The 17898-nt window shown below is 70.9% G+C and carries 17 protein-coding genes; 10 read left to right on the top strand and 7 right to left on the bottom strand.

The window, feature by feature from the left end; translation table 11 throughout:
- Positions 1-1347: ribonuclease Y (gene rny / locus ABT336_RS22755; RefSeq protein WP_350898840.1), on the top strand; the 1347-nt coding region annotated here is incomplete at its 5' end.
- A gap of 275 nt (positions 1348-1622) precedes the next feature.
- Here the strand turns inward: rny and ABT336_RS22750 are convergent.
- The 4 genes from ABT336_RS22750 to ABT336_RS22735 all read right to left on the bottom strand — a co-directional run bounded on the left by ABT336_RS22750 (position 1623) and on the right by ABT336_RS22735 (position 4937).
- Entirely contained in the window at positions 1623-2516 is an 894-nt protein-coding gene (locus ABT336_RS22750; RefSeq protein ID WP_350898838.1) for an amino acid ABC transporter permease, read from the bottom strand.
- Complete coding sequence (locus tag ABT336_RS22745) at positions 2516-3190, bottom strand: amino acid ABC transporter permease (protein WP_350898836.1); 675 nt, start codon at positions 3188-3190, stop codon at positions 2516-2518. The genes ABT336_RS22750 and ABT336_RS22745 overlap by 1 nt, the downstream gene beginning before the upstream one ends.
- 78 nt (positions 3191-3268) lie before the next feature.
- Complete coding sequence (locus ABT336_RS22740) at positions 3269-4135, bottom strand: glutamate ABC transporter substrate-binding protein (RefSeq protein WP_350898834.1); 867 nt, start codon at positions 4133-4135, stop codon at positions 3269-3271.
- A gap of 82 nt (positions 4136-4217) precedes the next feature.
- Complete coding sequence (locus ABT336_RS22735; protein WP_350898842.1) at positions 4218-4937, bottom strand: amino acid ABC transporter ATP-binding protein; 720 nt, start codon at positions 4935-4937, stop codon at positions 4218-4220.
- Positions 4938-5206: 269 nt separating this feature from the next.
- On the opposite strand from ABT336_RS22735, the gene selD reads away from it, so the two are divergent.
- Together selD and ABT336_RS22725 are read left to right on the top strand one after the other, a co-directional pair.
- Positions 5207-6196, top strand: a complete 990-nt coding sequence (gene selD / locus ABT336_RS22730; protein ID WP_350898833.1) for a selenide, water dikinase SelD — start codon at positions 5207-5209, stop codon at positions 6194-6196.
- Positions 6197-6435: 239 nt separating this feature from the next.
- Positions 6436-6915 (top strand): hypothetical protein, encoded by a 480-nt coding sequence (locus tag ABT336_RS22725; protein ID WP_350898831.1) that lies wholly within the window; start codon positions 6436-6438, stop codon positions 6913-6915.
- Positions 6916-6950: 35 nt separating this feature from the next.
- Here the strand turns inward: ABT336_RS22725 and ABT336_RS22720 are convergent, their stop codons facing one another.
- On the bottom strand, positions 6951-7190 hold the full coding sequence (locus ABT336_RS22720; RefSeq protein WP_350898829.1) for a DUF2277 family protein: 240 nt from the start codon (positions 7188-7190) through the stop codon (positions 6951-6953).
- A 112-nt stretch (positions 7191-7302) separates the two neighbouring features.
- Between ABT336_RS22720 and miaB the strand changes: the two genes are divergently transcribed.
- Positions 7303-8781: a tRNA (N6-isopentenyl adenosine(37)-C2)-methylthiotransferase MiaB gene (miaB, locus tag ABT336_RS22715; RefSeq protein WP_350898828.1), complete on the top strand. Its 1479-nt coding sequence runs from the start codon at positions 7303-7305 to the stop codon at positions 8779-8781.
- A gap of 116 nt (positions 8782-8897) precedes the next feature.
- Here miaB and ABT336_RS22710 read toward each other — a convergent pair whose 3' ends face one another.
- Positions 8898-10106 (bottom strand): DUF349 domain-containing protein, encoded by a 1209-nt coding sequence (locus ABT336_RS22710; RefSeq protein ID WP_350898826.1) that lies wholly within the window; start codon positions 10104-10106, stop codon positions 8898-8900.
- A 242-nt stretch (positions 10107-10348) separates the two neighbouring features.
- Between ABT336_RS22710 and ABT336_RS22705 the strand changes: the two genes are divergently transcribed.
- The 4 genes from ABT336_RS22705 to dapF all read left to right on the top strand — a co-directional run bounded on the left by ABT336_RS22705 (position 10349) and on the right by dapF (position 13377).
- The gene (locus ABT336_RS22705) at positions 10349-10798 is read left to right on the top strand and encodes a Cif family virulence factor (protein WP_350898824.1); all 450 of its coding nucleotides are present in this window, start codon (positions 10349-10351) and stop codon (positions 10796-10798) included.
- A 68-nt stretch (positions 10799-10866) separates the two neighbouring features.
- Positions 10867-11610, top strand: a complete 744-nt coding sequence (locus tag ABT336_RS22700; RefSeq protein ID WP_350898822.1) for a class III extradiol dioxygenase subunit B-like domain-containing protein — start codon at positions 10867-10869, stop codon at positions 11608-11610.
- Entirely contained in the window at positions 11571-12527 is a 957-nt protein-coding gene (gene miaA / locus ABT336_RS22695; protein ID WP_502891238.1) for a tRNA (adenosine(37)-N6)-dimethylallyltransferase MiaA, read from the top strand. Before ABT336_RS22700 ends, miaA begins: the two co-directional genes overlap by 40 nt.
- Before the next feature lie 10 nt (positions 12528-12537).
- Complete coding sequence (gene dapF, locus ABT336_RS22690) at positions 12538-13377, top strand: diaminopimelate epimerase (RefSeq protein ID WP_350898820.1); 840 nt, start codon at positions 12538-12540, stop codon at positions 13375-13377.
- Positions 13378-13466: 89 nt separating this feature from the next.
- Here dapF and ABT336_RS22685 read toward each other — a convergent pair whose 3' ends face one another.
- Positions 13467-14939: an NAD-dependent malic enzyme gene (locus ABT336_RS22685; protein WP_350898818.1), complete on the bottom strand. Its 1473-nt coding sequence runs from the start codon at positions 14937-14939 to the stop codon at positions 13467-13469.
- 240 nt (positions 14940-15179) lie between these two features.
- Between ABT336_RS22685 and hflX the strand changes: the two genes are divergently transcribed.
- Together hflX and ABT336_RS22675 are read left to right on the top strand one after the other, a co-directional pair.
- Entirely contained in the window at positions 15180-16634 is a 1455-nt protein-coding gene (gene hflX / locus ABT336_RS22680; RefSeq protein WP_350898816.1) for a GTPase HflX, read from the top strand.
- Positions 16635-16677: 43 nt separating this feature from the next.
- Positions 16678-17898, top strand: a 1221-nt coding sequence (locus tag ABT336_RS22675) for a hypothetical protein (protein WP_350898814.1), incomplete at its 3' end; no start/stop codon positions are given.

Raw genomic sequence — 17898 nt, 5'->3', positions numbered from 1 at the left:
CTGGCCGCCACCACCCGCGAGCAGGCCGCCGAGGTGGACCGGCGGGCCACCCGGATGGACGAGCGGGAACGCCTGCACACCGAGGAGGTGGAGCGGCTCGCCGAGCGGGAGCGGCAGCTCACCGCCGCCGGTGCGGCCCTCGCGGCCCGCGAGGCGGAGCTGGTCCGACGCGAGGAGGCCCTGACCGAGGCGGAGGAGCAGCGCCGCCGGGAACTGGAGCGGGTCGCCGGACTGACGGCCGACACCGCCCGTACCGAACTCGTCGAGGCGATCGAGGGGCAGGCCAAGCGGGAGGCAGCGCTGCTGGTCCGGGAGATCGAGTCCGACGCCCGCAGCACTGCCGAACAGCGCGCCCGGCACATCGTGGTGGACGCCATCCAGCGGGTGGCCAGCGAGCAGACCGCCGAGAGCGTGGTCAGCGTGCTCCACCTGCCCGGCGACGAGATGAAGGGGCGGATCATCGGCCGGGAGGGGCGCAACATCCGCGCCTTCGAGTCGGTCACCGGGGTCAACCTGATCATCGACGACACCCCGGAGGCGGTGCTGCTCTCCTGCTTCGACCCGGTCCGCCGGGAGGTCGGGCGACTCACCCTGGAGAAGCTGGTCCTCGACGGCCGGATCCACCCGCACCGAATCGAGGAGGTCCACGACCTGGCCCGCCAGGAGGTGGAGGAACTCTGCCTGCGTGCCGCCGAGGACGCCCTCGTCCAGGTCGGGATCACCGAGATCCATCCGGAGCTGGTCACCTACCTCGGCCGGTTGCGGTACCGCACCTCGTACGGGCAGAACGTGCTCAAGCACCTGGTGGAGACCGCGCACATCGCCGGGATCATGGCCGCCGAGCTGCGGCTGGACGTGCCGACGATCAAGCGGTCGGCGTTCCTGCACGACATCGGCAAGGCGCTCACCCACGAGGTGGAGGGCAGTCACGCGATCATCGGTGCCGACCTGGCCCGCAAGTACGGCGAGACCGAGGACGTGGTGCACGCCATCGAGGCGCACCACAACGAGGTTCCGCCGCAGACCGTCGAGGCGGTCCTCACCCAGGCCTCCGACGCCTGCTCAGGTGGGCGACCGGGGGCACGGCGGGAGAGCCTGGAGGCGTACGTCAAGCGGTTGGAGCGGATCGAGGAGATCGCGGCCGGCAAGATCGGCGTGGACAAGGTCTTCGCGATGCAGGCGGGCCGGGAGATCCGGGTGATGGTCAAGCCTGACGACGTCGACGACATCGGTGCGGCGGTCCTGGCCCGGGACGTGGCCAAGCAGATCGAGGAGGAGCTGACCTACCCCGGTCAGATCCGGGTGACAGTCGTCCGGGAGTCCCGGGTCACCGAGATCGCCCGTTAGGCACCCACCCCACCGACACCGGCCGGGTGGGTCGGCTCTCGGACCGGGGCACGGGTCCGCTCGGACCGAGGCGCATGGCGTTTTCGACCGGGGCGCTCGGACCGAGGTCCATGGCGTTTTCGACCGGGGCGCTCGGACCGAGGTCCATGGCGTTTTCGACCGGGGCGCTCGGACCGAGGCGCATGGCGTTCGACCGGGCCGTCGGGGCGCAGCACAGACACCGAGGCCGAACCCGCGGAACGGGTTCGGCCTCGGTGTCGTACGGGACTGTCGGGTCAGCCCTGTGGCTCCGTGACGCCGGTGACGTTGCCGGCCGTCGCGGTACCGCCCGGGCCCGGCTTGGGGGTCTGCTTCGAGATCCGGAAGGCCCGACGGGAGGAGCGCCGGTCGAGCCATCCGGCCAGCGAGGTGAGCAGGGAGTTGAGCACGATGTAGATGACGGCTACGACCATCGCGGCGGCGACCACGTTGCCACGGTTGGCCGAGAGGTCGTTGACGCCGCGCTGCAGCAGCTCGGGGAAGGCCACGATGTAACCGAGTGCGGTGTCCTTGAGCAGGACCACGAGCTGGCTGACGATGACCGGGAGCATAGCCCGGGCCGCCTGCGGCACCAGGATCAGCTGCATCACCTGGCTCTTGCGCATGCCGACGGCGTACGCCGCCTCGGACTGCCCGGTGGGCACCGACCGGATGCCGGCCCGGAACGCCTCGGCGAGGACCGAGCCGTTGTAGAGGGTGAGGCCCACGACGACAGCCCAGAAGGCCGACACCGGCCCCTGGATCAGGAACGGCACGCCGTAGAAGATGAAGAAGATCATCAACAGCAGCGGTACGGCCCGGAAGAACTCGACGACGGCACCGGCCGGGACGCTGATCCACCAGTGGTCCGACAGCCGGCCGACGGCGAAGATGATGCCGAAGGCCAGGGAGAGGACCATGGCGACCGCTGCCGCCCAGAGGGTGGCGCGCAGACCCGGCAGGATGAACTGGGTCCAGGTGGCCGCCTCGGTGAACGGCTTCCAGAGCCAGCCCTCCCACTGGTTGGCCTGGTCGAACTTCGCGTACACCCACCACAGGACGGCGGCCAGACCGATGCCGAAGACGACGCTCAGGATCCGGTTGCGGACGCGCGCCCTGGGTCCCGGGTGGTCGTAGAGGAGAGTGCTCATCAGCGCTTCACCGCCAGTCGGTTGGCCAGCCAGCCGAAGAGATAACCGGTCGGGATCAGGAACGCGGCGAACGTGCCGGCGAAGACGAGGAAGATCGGGATGACGGCGTCACCGTTGCTGTTGATCAGGTCCTTCATGATGTTCGAGGACTCCAGCAGGCCGATGGTGCCGACGATCGTCGCGTTCTTGCACAGGGCGATGAGGATGCTGCCCAGGGGAGCGATGACGGCCCGCCCGGCCTGGGGGAGGATCACGATCCGCAGGGTCTGGGCGAAGCTCAGCCCGACGGCCCGCGCCGCCTCGGCCTGCCCGGCGGGAACCGTGTTGACCCCGGATCGGATGGCCTCGCAGACGAAGGCGGAGGTGTAGACCGACAGGCCCACGACGCCGAGCCAGTAGTTGTTCAGGTTGAGGTCGTCCGACAGCCTCAGCCCGAGGGTGGAGAAGAGGCCGAAGTAGCAGAAGAAGATGACCAGGGTGAGGGGGGTGTTACGGAAGATGTTGACCCAGGCCGCACCGAAACCCCGTAGCACGGGTACGGGTGAGACCCGCATGGCGGCGAGGAACACCCCGAGCACCAGCGCGAGAACCGCCGAGGCGCCGGTCAGTTTGAGGATCCAGAGGAAGCCCGACAGGTAGGCGTCGAAGTTCGTCGGATCAGCGAATACGTGCATCCATCGGCTCCCCGGGCACGAGATCGGTGTCGACACAGGGCGGGGCCGGCATCACGACGATGCCGGCCCCGTTTCGAATCAGGCGGAGCAGTTGGTCAGCTTGGTGGTGTCCAGCTCGGGAGCCGGGGTACCGCTCTTGCCGACGGTGGCGTCCCAGGCGGCCTTGTAGGTGCCGTCCTCGGCAGCCGCCTTCAGGATCTCGTTGACCTTCTCGCAGCCGGCGGTGTCCTCCTTCTTGAGGCCGATGCCGTACGGCTCCTCGGAGAAGGTGTTGCCGACCACCTTGAACTTGCCGACGTACTGGTCCTGGGCGGCGTAGCCGGCGAGGATGATGTCGTCGGTGGTCAGCGCGTCGACCTGGCCGTTGTCCAGGACCGGCAGGCACTTGGAGTACGAGTCGAACAGCTGGAGCTTGGCCTGCGGGTACTCCTCCTGGATCCGCTTGGCCGGGGTGGAGCCGGTGACCGAGCAGACGGTCTTGCCGTTGAGCTGGTCCGGGCCGGTGATCGTCGAGTCGGTCTTGACCAGGAGGTCCTGACCGGCCATGAAGTACGGGCCGGCGAAGTTGATCTTCTGCTTGCGCTCGTCGTTGATCGTGTAGGTGGCCACGACCAGGTCGACGGTGCCCTGCTGGATGAAGGGCTCACGGTTGTTGGAGACCGTGGTCTTCCACTCGATGTCGGCCTCCTCGACGCCGAGACCCTTGGCAATGATCTTGCCGATCTCGATGTCGAAGCCCTCGTACTGGTTGCCGGTCTGCAGGCCCAGGCCGGGCTGGTCGCCCTTGACGCCGATCACCAGCTTCTTCTGGTTCTCCGCCTTGCCGACGATGCCGCTGGCACCCGAGCCGGAGCCCTCCCCGGAGCCCTCGTCGCCGCCGCAGGCCGTCATGGTGACCGCCAGGGCGGCGGTCGCGGCGAGCGCCGCTACGCGCTTGATACGCATGTTCTTCTCCTTCTGACACAAGCCCCATCGGGAGGGCTTAGACGGAGCTCGCCGGGGGCGGCACGCTCCACAACAGACGCAACTAGTGCGTCAGGATCTTCGACAGGAAGTCCTTGGCCCGCTCACTGCGCGGGTTGGCGAAGAACTCGGTCGGGACGGCGTCCTCGACGAGTCGGCCGTCGGCCATGAAGATCACCCGGTTGGCCGCGTGCCGGGCGAAGCCCATCTCGTGGGTGACCACGACCATGGTCATCCCCTCCTTGGCGAGCGAGGTCATCACGTCGAGGACCTCGCCGACCATCTCCGGGTCGAGCGCGCTGGTCGGCTCGTCGAAGAGCATCGCCTTGGGCTGCATGGCCAACGCCCGGGCGATCGCGACCCGCTGCTGCTGACCGCCGGAGAGCTGGGCCGGGAACTTCTCGGCCTGGTTGGCGATGCCGACCCGGTCGAGCAGGGCCAGGCCCCGCTCCCGGGCGGCGGCCGGCTTCTCCCTGCGGACCTTGATCGGACCGAGGGTGACGTTCTCGAGGATGGTCTTGTGCGCGAAGAGGTTGAACGACTGGAAGACCATCCCGACCTCGCTGCGCAGCTTCGCCAGCGCCTTGCCCTCGGCCGGCAGCGGTCGGCCGTCGAAGGTGATGGTGCCCGAGTCGATCGGCTCCAGGCGGTTGATCGTCCGGCACAGCGTGGACTTCCCGGAGCCGGAGGGGCCGATCACCACCACCACCTCGCCCCGGTCGACCGAGAGGGAGACGTCCTGCAGCACGTGCAGTGGCCCGAAGTGCTTGTTTACCGCATCCATCACGATGAGCGGTTCGCCCTTCGGCGCGTCATCCTGCACGATGACCGGTTCGCCCGTCGTCACGTCGCCCACCGTCCCTGTCCTCACCGGAACCGGGATCGGATGAACCCCCGGTTTGGGCAACTGTAGGCGGGGCGGCGTGGCGCTATGCAAGCCAAATGGTCACGAGGGTGTAACACCCGTCCGGAGTCGTGTCCGGAATCCGAAATCCGAGCCGCAACGGGGTGCCATGGTGGCGTTCGACACGTACGGCGGGACACCATCGCAGGATGACCGAACCGGTACGACTGACCCGGTACGCCCGGGGTGGCGGGTGCGCCTGCAAGATCCCACCCGGGGAGTTGGAGGCGATGGTGGCCGGACTCGGACCGGCCACCGGTACGGCCGAGTTGCTGGTCGGGCTGGACCACGGCGACGACGCCGCGGTGGTACGCCTCGACGAGCGGACCGGGGTGGTGACCACCGCCGACTTCTTCACCCCGGTGGTGGACGACCCGTACGACTGGGGCCGGATCGCGGCGGCGAACGCCCTCTCCGACGTGTACGCCATGGGCGGCACCCCGTTGGTGGGCCTGAACCTGCTCTGCTGGCCGAGGGACGTGCTCGGTGTGGAGTTGGCCCGGGAGGTGCTGCGCGGCGGGCAGGACGTGTGCCGGGAGGCCGGTTGTCACCTGGCCGGTGGGCACAGCGTGGACGACGACGGACCCAAGTACGGATTGGCCGTGACCGGCCTGGTCCGCCCGGAGGAGTTGATCACTCTGGACGCGGGACGGGCCGGGGTGCCGCTGTCGTTGACCAAGCCGCTCGGGGTGGGGGTGCTCAACACCCGGCACAAGTCGACGGGTGAGGTCTTTCCCGAGGCGGTCGAGGTGATGAGCACGCTCAACCGGGACGCGGCGCGGGCGGCGGTGGCCGCCGGCATCCGCTGCGGCACCGACGTGACAGGTTTCGGGCTGCTCGGGCACGCCTCGAAGCTGGCCCGGGCCAGTGGGCTGACGGTGGCGATCGAGGTCGACCGGGTGCCGCTGCTGACGGGGGCGCGGGAGGCGGTGCGGGACGGGTTCGTCAGTGGCGGTAGCCGGCGCAACCTGGACTGGGTGACCCCGTGGACGGAGTTCGGCGCCACCACGGAGGCCGACCGGCTCCTGCTCGCCGACGCCCAGACCTCGGGGGGTCTGCTGGTGGCCGGGGAGGTGCCGGGGACCGTGGTGATCGGTGAACTGCTGCCGGCCGGTGAGCACCGGGTGGTGCTCCGTTGACGATGGCGGGTGATCGGCGTCGGGAAGTGGGGACACGGCGTCGTCGGATCGTGCCGGCGGGGCACCGTACCCGATAAACTGTCATCTTTCCGCTACCTTGAGCGACGCCGGTATCGGAAATTTTGCCCAGAATGGTCACAGACCGGTAACTTGCCCCCGGCTGCTGTCATATGCCCCGCACCATCGTCATAAGGCCCGATTCGGAGGCCGGTGGAACGAGCACAGCGAGGAGGCGCGGAATGACCGAGCTGTGGAACTGGAGAATCGACGGGGTGGCACCGGTGGTGGTGTACCCGGCGTTGGCCGAGGCGCTCGGCCGGGTGGTGATGCCGCTGGCGGTGGCCGATCCGGCCCGGCTACCGGCGTACGCGGTGGTCTGCGACGTCTGGGAGGCACCGGGGGAGTTCGGCACCATCGTGGACTGTTACGGCGTCCCGGAGCAGTTGTCCGAGTTGACCTGCGTGGCGGCCCTGGCCCGGTTGCTGGGGCGGGACTGCGTCCTGCGCGACGACACCCTCGACGCCGGACGGCACCTGCTCGTCGCCCCGGAGGGCACCATCCGTCCGGTGCACTTCGAGGTGACCGAGACCGACGAGGGGGAGGTGCTCAGCGGTCGGCGGCTGTGCAGCCTGGAACACCCGGGCTGCCGGGGGTGGTCGCAGTGTCACAGGTCGCGGTGGGCACCCGACTCGGTGGGCCCGGCGCTCGCCGCCGCCTGATCCACCCCGGGGTCGCCGCCCGCCGGTCGGGCGGGTCAGGAGCCGGCGGCCTGCGGGGGGCGGGGGGTGCCACCCCGGACGACCAGCTCGTCGAGGAGGGTGCGGGTGGCCGCGGCGACAGCGGTCACCGCCGCGTCGAAGGCAGCGGCGTTGTGCGCGGCGGGGGCCCGGAATCCGGAGATCTTGCGGACGTACTGCAACGCCGCCGCCTCGATGTCGGCCGGGGTCACCACCGGGACGTACGGCTCACGCAGGGTCTTGATGCTGCGGCACATCGGCTTCTCCTCGCGCTGCTGGCTCGGCGGCCCCTGAGCCGAGGATAGGTCACCCACGGCCCCGGTATCCGGACGGCTACCCTGGTAGCCCGAGGAAAGGGGCGCTGCACCGGTGGCGAAGACCTACACCGTCGTGACGTACGGATGCCAGATGAACGTGCACGACTCGGAACGCATCTCCGGGCTGTTGGAGCAGGCCGGTTACGTACGGACCGGTGCGGGCGACGACAACCCCGACGTCATGGTCTTCAACACCTGCGCGGTCCGGGAGAACGCCGACAACCGGCTCTACGGAAACCTCGGACACCTGCGTCCGGCCAAGCGCCGTAACCCCGGGATGCAGATCGCCGTGGGCGGCTGCCTGGCCCAGAAGGACCGGGGCGAGATCGTCCGCAAGGCCCCCTGGGTGGACGTGGTCTTCGGCACCCACAACATCGGCTCCCTGCCGGTGCTGCTGGAACGGGCCCGGCACAACTCCGCCGCCGAGGTGGAGATCCTCGAATCCCTCGACGTCTTCCCGTCGACCCTGCCCACCCGCCGGGAGTCGACGTACGCCGGCTGGGTGTCGATCTCGGTGGGGTGCAACAACACCTGCACCTTCTGCATCGTGCCGTCGCTGCGGGGCAAGGAGAAGGACCGCCGCCCCGGCGACGTCCTCGCCGAGGTCCGTGCCCTGGTCGACGCCGGTGTCCTGGAGGTGACCCTGCTCGGGCAGAACGTGAACTCCTACGGCATCGAGTTCGGCGACCGGTACGCCTTCGGCAAGCTCCTGCGCGCCACCGGGGAGATCGACGGGTTGGAGCGGGTCAGGTTCACCAGCCCCCACCCGAAGGACTTCACCGACGACGTGATCGCCGCGATGGCCGAGACCCCCAACGTCTGCCACTCGCTGCACATGCCCCTGCAGTCCGGGTCGGACGACGTCCTGCGGGCGATGCGTCGCTCCTACCGCTCCGAGAAGTACCTCGGCATCATCGAGAAGGTCCGGGCGGCGATGCCGGACGCGGCGATCACCACGGACATCATCGTCGGGTTCCCCGGCGAGACCGAGGCCGACTTCCAGCAGACCCTCGACGTGGTCCGGGCGGCGCGCTTCTCCTCGGCCTTCACGTTCCAGTACTCCAAGCGTCCCGGCACCCCGGCCGCCACGATGGACGGCCAGCTGCCCAAGGAGGTGGTCCAGGAACGCTACGAGCGGCTGATCGCCACGGTCGAGGAGATCACCTGGGCGGAGAACAGGAAGCTGGTGGGGGAGACCGTCGAGGTGCTCGTCGCCCTCGGCGAGGGGCGTAAGGACGAGCGGACCGGCAGGCTCTCCGGCCGGGCCCGGGACGGCCGTCTGGTCCACTTCGACGCCGGCTCCCTCGACGGGCGGATCCGGCCCGGGGACATCGTCCACACCACCGTCACGTACGCCGCCCCGCACCACCTCAACGCCGACGGGGAGCCGGTGGCCCATCGGCGTACCCGGGCCGGGGACGCCGCCGAGGCGGGCCGCGCACCGCGTACCCCGGGGGTCCTGCTCGGGCTCCCCACGATGGGGCCGCCGGCGGAGTCGCCGGTGCCCACCACCGGCTGCGCCGCACGCTGACCCCACCGGGGCCGCGACACCGGCGGCCCCGGAGCCGGGTTCCGGGGATCAGCCCGAGAACCTGACGAAGCCCCCGTCCCGGAACGGAACGGGGGCTTCTGGCCGGTCGGCTCTGCTCAGCCGGCCTGCTCGGCGAGTTGGAGGAACTGCCGCTTGGAGGCGAGGGCCTGCTCGGCCTCCCGGATCCGGCGGGTGTCCCCGGCTGCCTGGGCCCGCGCCAACCGCTGCTCGGCCTCGGCGACCTGGTCACGCATCTGGGCCAGGAGCGGGTTGTCGGCCGGCGCGGTCCGCCGCCACGCGGAGTCCATCACCTCGCGGACCTTGTCGTCGATCGACCGCATCCGGCGCTCCAGCCCGGCGGCTGCCTCACGGGGCACCCGGCCCGCCTCGTGCCACTGCGCCTGGATGTCACGCAGCTTGGCCTGGGCGCCCTTCGGGTCGGCCTCGACGTCGAGCGCCTCGGCCTCGGTCAGGAGGGCCTGCTTGCGCTCCAGGTTGGCCCGCTGCTCGTTGTCCCGGGCCGAGAAGACCTCGCTGCGCCGGGTGAAGAACTCGTCCTGCGCGGCGCGGAACCGTTCCCAGAGCTTCTGCTCGGCCTCCTTCGACGCGCGCGGGGCGGCCTTCCACTCGGTCATCAGCTCCTTGAGCTGGTTGGCGGTGGTCGCCCAGTCGGTGGAGTCCTTCAGCTTCTCGGCTCGGGCGACCAGCTCCTCCTTGCCCGTCTGGGCCTGCTTGCGCTGGGCGTCGAGCGAGGCGAAGTGCGCGCCACGGCGACGGGTGAAGCCGTCCCGGGCGGCGGCGAAGCGCTTCCACAGCTCGCCGTCGGTCTTCTTGTCGACGCCGCGAACGGTCTTCCACTCGTCGAGGATCTCCTTGAGCCGATCCCCGGCGGACTTCCAGCCGGTGGCCTCGGCGGCCAGCTGCTCCGCCTCCTCGACGAGTGCCGTCTTGCGGGCCAGCGCCTCGACGCGGGCCGCGTCCCGGGCGGCCCGGGCCTCGCCGGCCTTCTCCTCGGCGACGGTGGCGAGCTTGTCCAGCCGGGCGGCGAGGGCGTCGATGTCACCCACCACGTGCGCTTCCGGCAGCGAGGCGCGGATCCGGCGGACGGTGGTCAGCGAGTGAGCCGCGTCCGCGGCTCCCGAGTTCAGCCGGGCCTCGGTCAGGTCCACCTCGGTCACCAGGTCGGCGAAGCGGCGGGCGAAGTGAGCCAGTCCCTCCTCGGGTGCGCCCGCCTGCCAGGATCCGACCACCCGCTCGCCGTCGGAGGTCTTGACGTAGACGGTGCCGTCCTCGTCGACCCGTCCGAAGGCAGTCCAGTCGCTCATGTGCCCATCCTCGTTCTTCCCGGCGTCGACGGGTGTGACCCGCGATCGCCGCCACGGCGCAGCAAGTTACTCCCGGCATTGTCACAGGTCTGACCGGGTCCACGTCGAGCGCCTATCGCCGACCGTGACCATACGGTGTCCTACTGCCCGGTGGGGACCCCCGCGACAAAACCGGCAGCCGGTCCGGAAGCCCTACCGTACAATGTACGACAAGCGTCCGCCGGACGCCGGGAGGAGAACCGATGACCGACAGCCGACCGCAGACCACGCCCCCGGTCGACACCGGCTTCGTGCCCAGCGACGAGGACCTCGCCGCGCTCGACGAGTGGTTCCGCCGCTACGACGCCCTCGCCGCCGCCGGCGACGTGACCGGCACCGCCGACCTCGCACTGTTCCCGCTGAACACGGTCACCGACGACGCCAACGGCGAGGCGTCGGCGCAACAACTGGACCGGGCGGCGTACCTGGAGATGATGGCGGGGGTTCTCGGCGGGTCGGCGGACCTGCGGATGGAGTCGCGCCGCACCCCCCACTTCCTCACCGGCAGCCTCGCGGTGGTCCTCACCGACGCCGACTTCACCGTCGACGGCCGACGGCAACGGGTCCGGTACGCCGACGTCCTGGTCAAGGTCGGCGGCGAGTGGCGGTTCCAGACCATGATCCAGGGGGGTTGGGGCGACCAGACCCAGTGATCCGGCGGGCCGGCACCGGCGGCGGGGTGTCCCGCAGTGGCCCGCGTGGTGGCGGATACGGTTGCCCCGTGCCCCTGGTCGCCGCCGCCGTCTGTCCGCATCCGCCGCTGCTCGTCCCCGAGTTGGCCGGTGCCGCCGCCCCCGAGCTGGACGAACTCCGGGCCGCCTGCCACGCAGCGGTGGCCGACCTGCTCGCTGCCGAACCGGAGCAGATCCTGCTGGTCGGCGGCGGCCCGGAGACGACCCGTTTCGGTACCGCCGACTACGGCTCCCTGCACCGGTACGGACTGGACCGGTACGTGCGGTTCTGGAAGACCAACTGCGCGGGCGGCGACCGACTGCCGCTGAGCCTCACCATCGGCGCCTGGCTGCTCGGATGCCAGGACACCGGGCGACCCCGGTTCGCCGAGTCGGTGGCTGTCGACGCCACCGTCGCCGAGTGCACCACCCTCGGCGAGGAACTGGCCCGACGGGCCGACCCACGCACCGCCCTGCTGGTCCTGGGGGACGGGTCGGCCTGCCGGAGCACCTCCGCCCCCGGGTACGAGGATCCGCGTGCCCAGGCGTACGACGAGGGGGTCGCCGCGGCTCTGACCGACGCGGACCGTGCCGCCCTGCTCGACCTGGACCCCGACCTGTCGGCGCAGCTGCTGGCCGCCGGCCGGGCCCCCTGGCAGGTGCTCGCCGCCGCCGTCGAGGCGTCCGGTGGCACCTGGCGGGGACGGCTGCACCACCAGTGCGTGCCCTACGGCGTGGCCTACTTCGTCGCGGGTTGGCACCGTGTCGACGACCCCGACGAGGTCGTCGCGTGACCGGCCCCGAGCCGGGGACGGTGGTGGCGGTGGTGGGACCCACCGGAGCGGGCAAGTCCGCGCTCAGCATCGCCCTGGCCCACGCCCTCGGCGGGGAGGTGGTCAACGCCGACTCCATGCAGCTCTACCGGGGCCTGGACATCGGTACGGCGAAACTGACCCCGGCCGAGCGTGCCGGCGTACCGCACCACCTGCTCGACATCTGGGAGGTCACCGAACCCGCCAGCGTCGTCGAGTACCAGGGGCTGGCCCGCGCGGCGGTCGACGACATCCTGGCCCGGGGGCGGGTGCCGCTGCTGGTCGGCGGCTCCGGGTTGTACGTCAGGGCCGTCCTGGAACGGTTCGAGTTCCCAGGCACCGACCCGGTGCTGCGTGAGCGGCTGGAACAGGAGCTGGCCGAGGCCGGCCCCGCCCCGCTCCACGAACGGCTGCGCGCGGCGGACCCGGTGGCGGCGGCGACCATCCTGCCCGGCAACGGTCGACGGATCGTCCGGGCCCTGGAGGTCATCGAGCTGACCGGGGCGCCGTTCGTCGCCTCCCTGCCCGAACCCACCCCGTACTACCCGTCCGTGCAGCTCGGTGTCGACCTGGACACGGAGGTCCTGGACGAGCGGCTCGCGGTACGCGTCGACCGGATGTGGGCCGACGGACTGGTCGCCGAGACCCGGGACCTGATCGGCCGGGGTCTGCGCGAGGGGCGGACAGCGAACCGGGCGTTGGGCTACCGACAGGTGCTGGGCGCGCTCGCCGGGGAGCTCACCGAGACCGAGGCGTACGAGGACACCATCCGCGCCACCCGCCGCTTCGCCCGCCGCCAGCGGTCCTGGTTCCGCCGCGACCTGCGGGTCCAGTGGCTCGACGGAGCCGCCCCCGACCTGGTCTCGGCCGCCCTGCACGCGCTCCGAACGGCTGGGTGATGATAGGGGCGTGGAGTTCACCAAGGGGCACGGCACCGGCAACGACTTCGTCATCCTTCCCGACCCGGACGGCACCCTCGACCTGACGCCCGGCCTGGTCGCCGCCCTCTGCGACCGGCGGCGGGGTCTCGGCGGGGACGGGGTGCTGCGGGTGGTCCGGGCCGCCAAACATCCGGAGGGCGTCGGTCAGGCAGCCGAGGCCGAGTGGTTCATGGACTACTGGAACGCCGACGGCTCGCCGGCGGAGATGTGCGGCAACGGGGCCCGGGTCTTCGTCCGGTACCTGCTCGACACCGGCCTGACCGCACCCACCGGGGAGACGGTGCCGGTGGCCACCCGGGCGGGGATCGTCCGGGCCCGGCTCGACGGGGACCAGGTCGCCGTCGAGATGCGTCGTCCCCGGCTCTTCGGTGCCGCCACCGCCACCCTCGGCGGGCTGGCCCTGCCCGGTACGGCGGTGGACGTCGGCAACCCGCACCTGGTCTGCGCCCTGCCGGCCGGGCTGGACCTGCCCGGACTCGACCTGACCCGGGCACCCGGCTTCGACGAGACGGTCTTCCCCGCCGGCACCAACGTCGAGTTCACCAGCTCTGCCGAGCCGGTCGACGGCACCGACGCCCACGTCCTGATGCGGGTCTACGAGCGGGGGTCGGCCGAGACGCTCTCCTGCGGCACCGGGGCGTGCGCCGTCGGCGCGGTGGCGCTACGCGACATCGGACTGGACACCGGGACGGTGGCGGTGGACGTTCCCGGTGGTCGCCTCACCATCCGGATCACCGAGGACTCCTGCTGGCTGACCGGCCCCGCCGTCCTGGTCGCCACCGGGACCCTCGTTTCGCCGACCTCCTGACCGACCCGCTCGTACCCGTACGACCGAGGGGTCCACCTCCAGGGTCACCTGGGGAGTGCACCCCTCGGTCGTACTGACGTCGGCGCGGATCAGGGAGTGGCGGCCGAGGCGGCGGCGATCTCCGGCAGGTCCACCGGACCGCTGTCGGCGGCCGGTGCCGGGGCGGAGGCCGGGTTCTGGGCGGCGGCGCGGACGGCGGCGGCGACCGCCGGGGCCACCCGGGCGTCGAAGACGCTCGGCACGATGACAGTCGGGTTGACCTTCTCCTCGCCGACCACGTCCGCGATGGCCTGCGCGGCGGCGATCGCCATCTCCTCGGTGAACCCCTCGGCGTGGGCGTCGAGCATCCCCCGGAACACGCCGGGGAAGGCGAGCACGTTGTTGATCTGGTTCGGCTGGTCGGAGCGGCCGGTGGCGACGACGGCGGCGTGCTTGCGCGCCTCCCGGGGGTCGACCTCAGGGTCCGGGTTGGCAAGCGCGAAGACGATGGCGTCCTTGGCCATGGTGGCGATGTCGTCCCCGGTGAGCAGGTTCGGCGCGCTCACCCCGATGAACACGTCCGCACCCCGGACCGCCCCGGCCAGGTCACCGGAGTAGCCGTCCTTGTTGGTGTTGTCGGCCAGCCACTGCCACGCCGGGTTGAGGCCGGTCAGGCCACGGTGCAGGGCGCCCTGCCTGTCGTAGGCGACGATGTCCCCGACGCCCTGGCGCAGCAGCAGCTTCATGATCGCGGTGCCGGCCGCGCCGGCCCCGGAGACCACCACCCGGACGTCCTCGATCCGCTTGTCCACCACGCGCAGCGCATTGGTCAGGGCGGCGAGTACGCAGATCGCGGTGCCGTGCTGGTCGTCGTGGAACACCGGGATGTCCAGCGCCTCCCGCAGCCGGGCCTCGATCTCGAAGCAGCGCGGCGCGGCGATGTCCTCCAGGTTGATCCCGCCGTACGCCGGTGCGATCGCCTTGACGATCGCCACGATCTCGTCGGTGTCCTGGGTGTCGAGCACCACCGGCCAGGCGTCGACCCCACCGAAGCGCTTGAACAGCGCCGCCTTGCCCTCCATCACCGGCAGCGACGCGGCCGGGCCGAGATTGCCCAGCCCCAGCACCGCCGAGCCGTCGCTGACCACCGCGACGGTGTTGCGCTTGATGGTCAACCGTCGGGCGTCGGCCGGGTTCTCGGCGATCGCCTGGCAGACCCGCGCCACCCCCGGGGTGTACGCCCGGGACAGCTCGTCGCGGGTCCGCAGGGAGACCTTGGAACTCACCTCGATCTTGCCGCCGAGGTGCAGCAGGAAGGTGCGGTCCGACACCTTCCGCACGTCGACCTGGTCCAGGGCGCTCAACGCCTGGACCACCTGGTCGGCGTGGGTGGCGTCGGCGGTGTCGCAGGTTAGGTCGACGATCACGTTGGCCGGGTCGGAGTCGACCACGTCCAGGGCGGTGACGATCGCGTCGGACTCGCCGACGCAGGTGGTCAACCGGCCGATCGAGGAGGCGTCGGCAGGTACCGCGATTCGGATCGTTATCGAGAATCCGGCACTCGGAAGTCGGGTGATGGCCACGGGATACCCTCCGTCAACGCTGAGCGGCCGGTCGAAAGTTGCCCCGCCTTTCTACTCGCCTGCCGAGGTCGCCCGGCATCCGCCCCCGGAATTCGCCCCGCGGCCGGGTCGTCGGCCCCGGGTGTCACCGGTCGTCGGCCCCGGGTGTCCACCGCCTGGGGACGGGCATATAGCTGGTGCGTCCGACGTTGGCACATGACAGGATTACCCGGTACGTGACAGAGCGGACAGGAGAACGGTTTGCGAGATCAGGAGACCTTCGTCTCAGTCGAGGACGAGGCGCTCGACGGCACCACCGGTGACTTCGACCTGTCGGAGCGGCAGGCGTTGCGCCGCGTACCGGGGCTCTCCACCGAGCTCGCCGACATCACCGAGGTCGAGTACCGCCAACTGCGGCTGGAACGGGTGGTCCTGGTCGGGGTCTGGACCGAGGGCACAGTCACCGACGCGGAGAACTCCCTCATCGAGCTGACCGCGCTGGCCGAGACGGCCGGATCGCAGGTCCTGGAGGGGCTGATCCAGCGACGCAGCCGTCCCGACCCGGCGACGTACATCGGCCGGGGCAAGGTCGACGACCTCACCGCCGTCGTGGTCGACAGCGGCGCGGACACGGTGATCTGCGACGGTGAACTCTCCCCGTCCCAGCTGCGCAACCTGGAACAGCGGACGAAGGTCAAGGTCGTCGACCGGACCGCCCTGATCCTGGACATCTTCGCCCAGCACGCCAAGAGCAAGGAAGGTAAGGCCCAGGTCGAGCTGGCCCAGCTCGAATACCTGCTGCCCCGACTGCGGGGTTGGGGCGAGACGCTCTCCCGGCAGGCCGGTGGCTCCGGCCGTGGCGGGGGCGCCGGGGGCGGGGTCGGTCTGCGTGGTCCCGGTGAGACCAAGCTGGAGACCGACAGGCGTCGGATCCGGCACCGGATCGCCCGACTCCGCCGTGAGATCAAGAGCATGCGGACGATCCGGCAGACCAAGCGCGCCCGACGGGCCCGCAACGCGGTTCCCGCGGTGGCGATCGCCGGTTACACGAACGCCGGCAAGTCCAGCCTCCTCAACCGGCTCACCAATGCCGGCGTCCTGGTGGAGAACGCGCTGTTCGCCACCCTGGACCCGACCACCCGCAAGGCGACGACCTCCGACGGTCGGCTCTACACCCTCTCCGACACCGTCGGTTTCGTCCGGCACCTGCCCCACCAGATCGTCGAGGCGTTCCGCTCGACCCTGGAGGAGGTGGCCGACGCCGACCTGCTGGTGCACGTGGTCGACGGTGCCCACCCGGACCCGGAGGAGCAGGTGCGGGCGGTCCGGGAGGTGCTCGCCGAGGTGGGGGCGGACCGACTGCCCGAACTCCTGGTGGTCAACAAGGTCGACACCGCCGACGAGGAGACGCTGCTGCGGCTCAAGCGGCTCTGGCCGGACGCCGTCTTCGTCTCCGCGCACACCGGGCGGGGGATCGACGGGCTCCGCGAGTCGATCGAGGACCGGTTGCCGACCCCGGCGGTGGAGATCCGGGCGGTGCTGCCGTACGACCGGGGTGACCTGGTGGCCCGGGTGCACCGGCACGGCGAGGTCCTCTCCACCGCGCACCTGCCGGAGGGCACCCTCCTGCACGTACGGGTCGACGAGGCGTTGGCCGCCGAACTCGCTCCGTACGCGGAGGTCGAGGCGGTCCGGGCGGGGTCCGGTCGGCGCTGAACGTGTTGACCGGCCGGTAATCGGGGCATGCGACACTGACGTCATGCGCCGTGCTGTCATCTCGGTCACGGTCGCTCTCGGCCTGGCCGGGGCGACCGTGGCGTTATCGGGCGTGGCCGTGGCCGCGCCCGCTCCCCAGCCCAAGGCGGAGCCGGGTAAGCGACAGTGCGTGATCAGCGATCCCCGGCTGCGGGAGCTGTCCGGCCTGGTGGCCACCGAGGACGGATACATCGTCGTCAACGACAGCACCGAGATCGAAGCCAACAAGCGCGTCTTCTACCTCGACGACAAGTGCGCGGTGACGAACGCGGTCTCGTACACCCAGCAGGGACCGCTGGACACCGAGGACCTGGCGGTCTCGCCGGACGGCAAGACGCTCTGGATCGCCGACACCGGCGACAACATCACCAACGACCCGCGTCGCGAGCGGGTCGCTGTCTGGTCGATGCCGATCGACGGCTCCAAGCGGCCGGTGCTGCACCGACTCTCCTACCCCGAGCGCAAGCCGCACGACGCGGAGGCGTTGCTGATCGGGGCGGACAACCTCCCCCTGGTCATCACCAAGGAACTCAAGGGCAAGGCGCAGATCTTCACCCCGACCGGCCCGTTGCGGTCCGGGGCCACCGACCCGGTGCCGATGAAGAAGGTCGGCGAGGTCAGCCTGCCGAAGACGACCACCGAGAACCAACTCGGCGCTGTCGGCCGGAACATGGTGACCGGGGCGGCCCGCGCCCCCGACGGTTCCCGGGTGGCGCTGCGGACCTACGCCGACGCCTTCGAGTTCGACGTCCGGGACGGTGACGTGCTGGCCGCCCTGACCACCGGCACCCCACGGGTGACCCCGCTGTCGGACACCTTCGGCGAGGCCATCTCGTACACCCCGGACGGCAAGACCTTCGTGACGGTCTCCGACGCCGGTGACCTGGACGTTGAGGAGCCGGTGGAGATCCTGGCGTACACCCCGTCCACGGTGTCGGGCGAGGACGGCGCGGGAGACGGGTCGCCGCAGGAGAGGAAGCAGTCCTGGACGTCGAGCCTCTCCCTGGACGACATCACGTACCTGATCGCCTCCGTCGGGATCCTCGGAGCCGTCCTGGTCGGGGCGGGCATCGTCGGAATCGTCAGGGCCCGCCGACGCCCGGTCCCCGCCGTTGCCGGGATGAAGTCGTCCGCCACCGACACGCCAGATCGCAAGGACCGGGACCGGGGCGGGGTCTACGGTGGTGCCGCCTCGGGCCCGGGTGACCAGGACGCGCCCGCCGCA

The sequence above is a fragment of the Micromonospora sp. NPDC000207 genome (assembly GCF_040300925.1).
In the GTDB taxonomy this organism is placed as follows: Bacteria; Actinomycetota; Actinomycetes; order Mycobacteriales; family Micromonosporaceae; genus Micromonospora.
The sequence above is the reverse complement of the archived record's forward strand: the minus strand, read 5'-3'. Positions and strand labels throughout refer to the sequence as shown.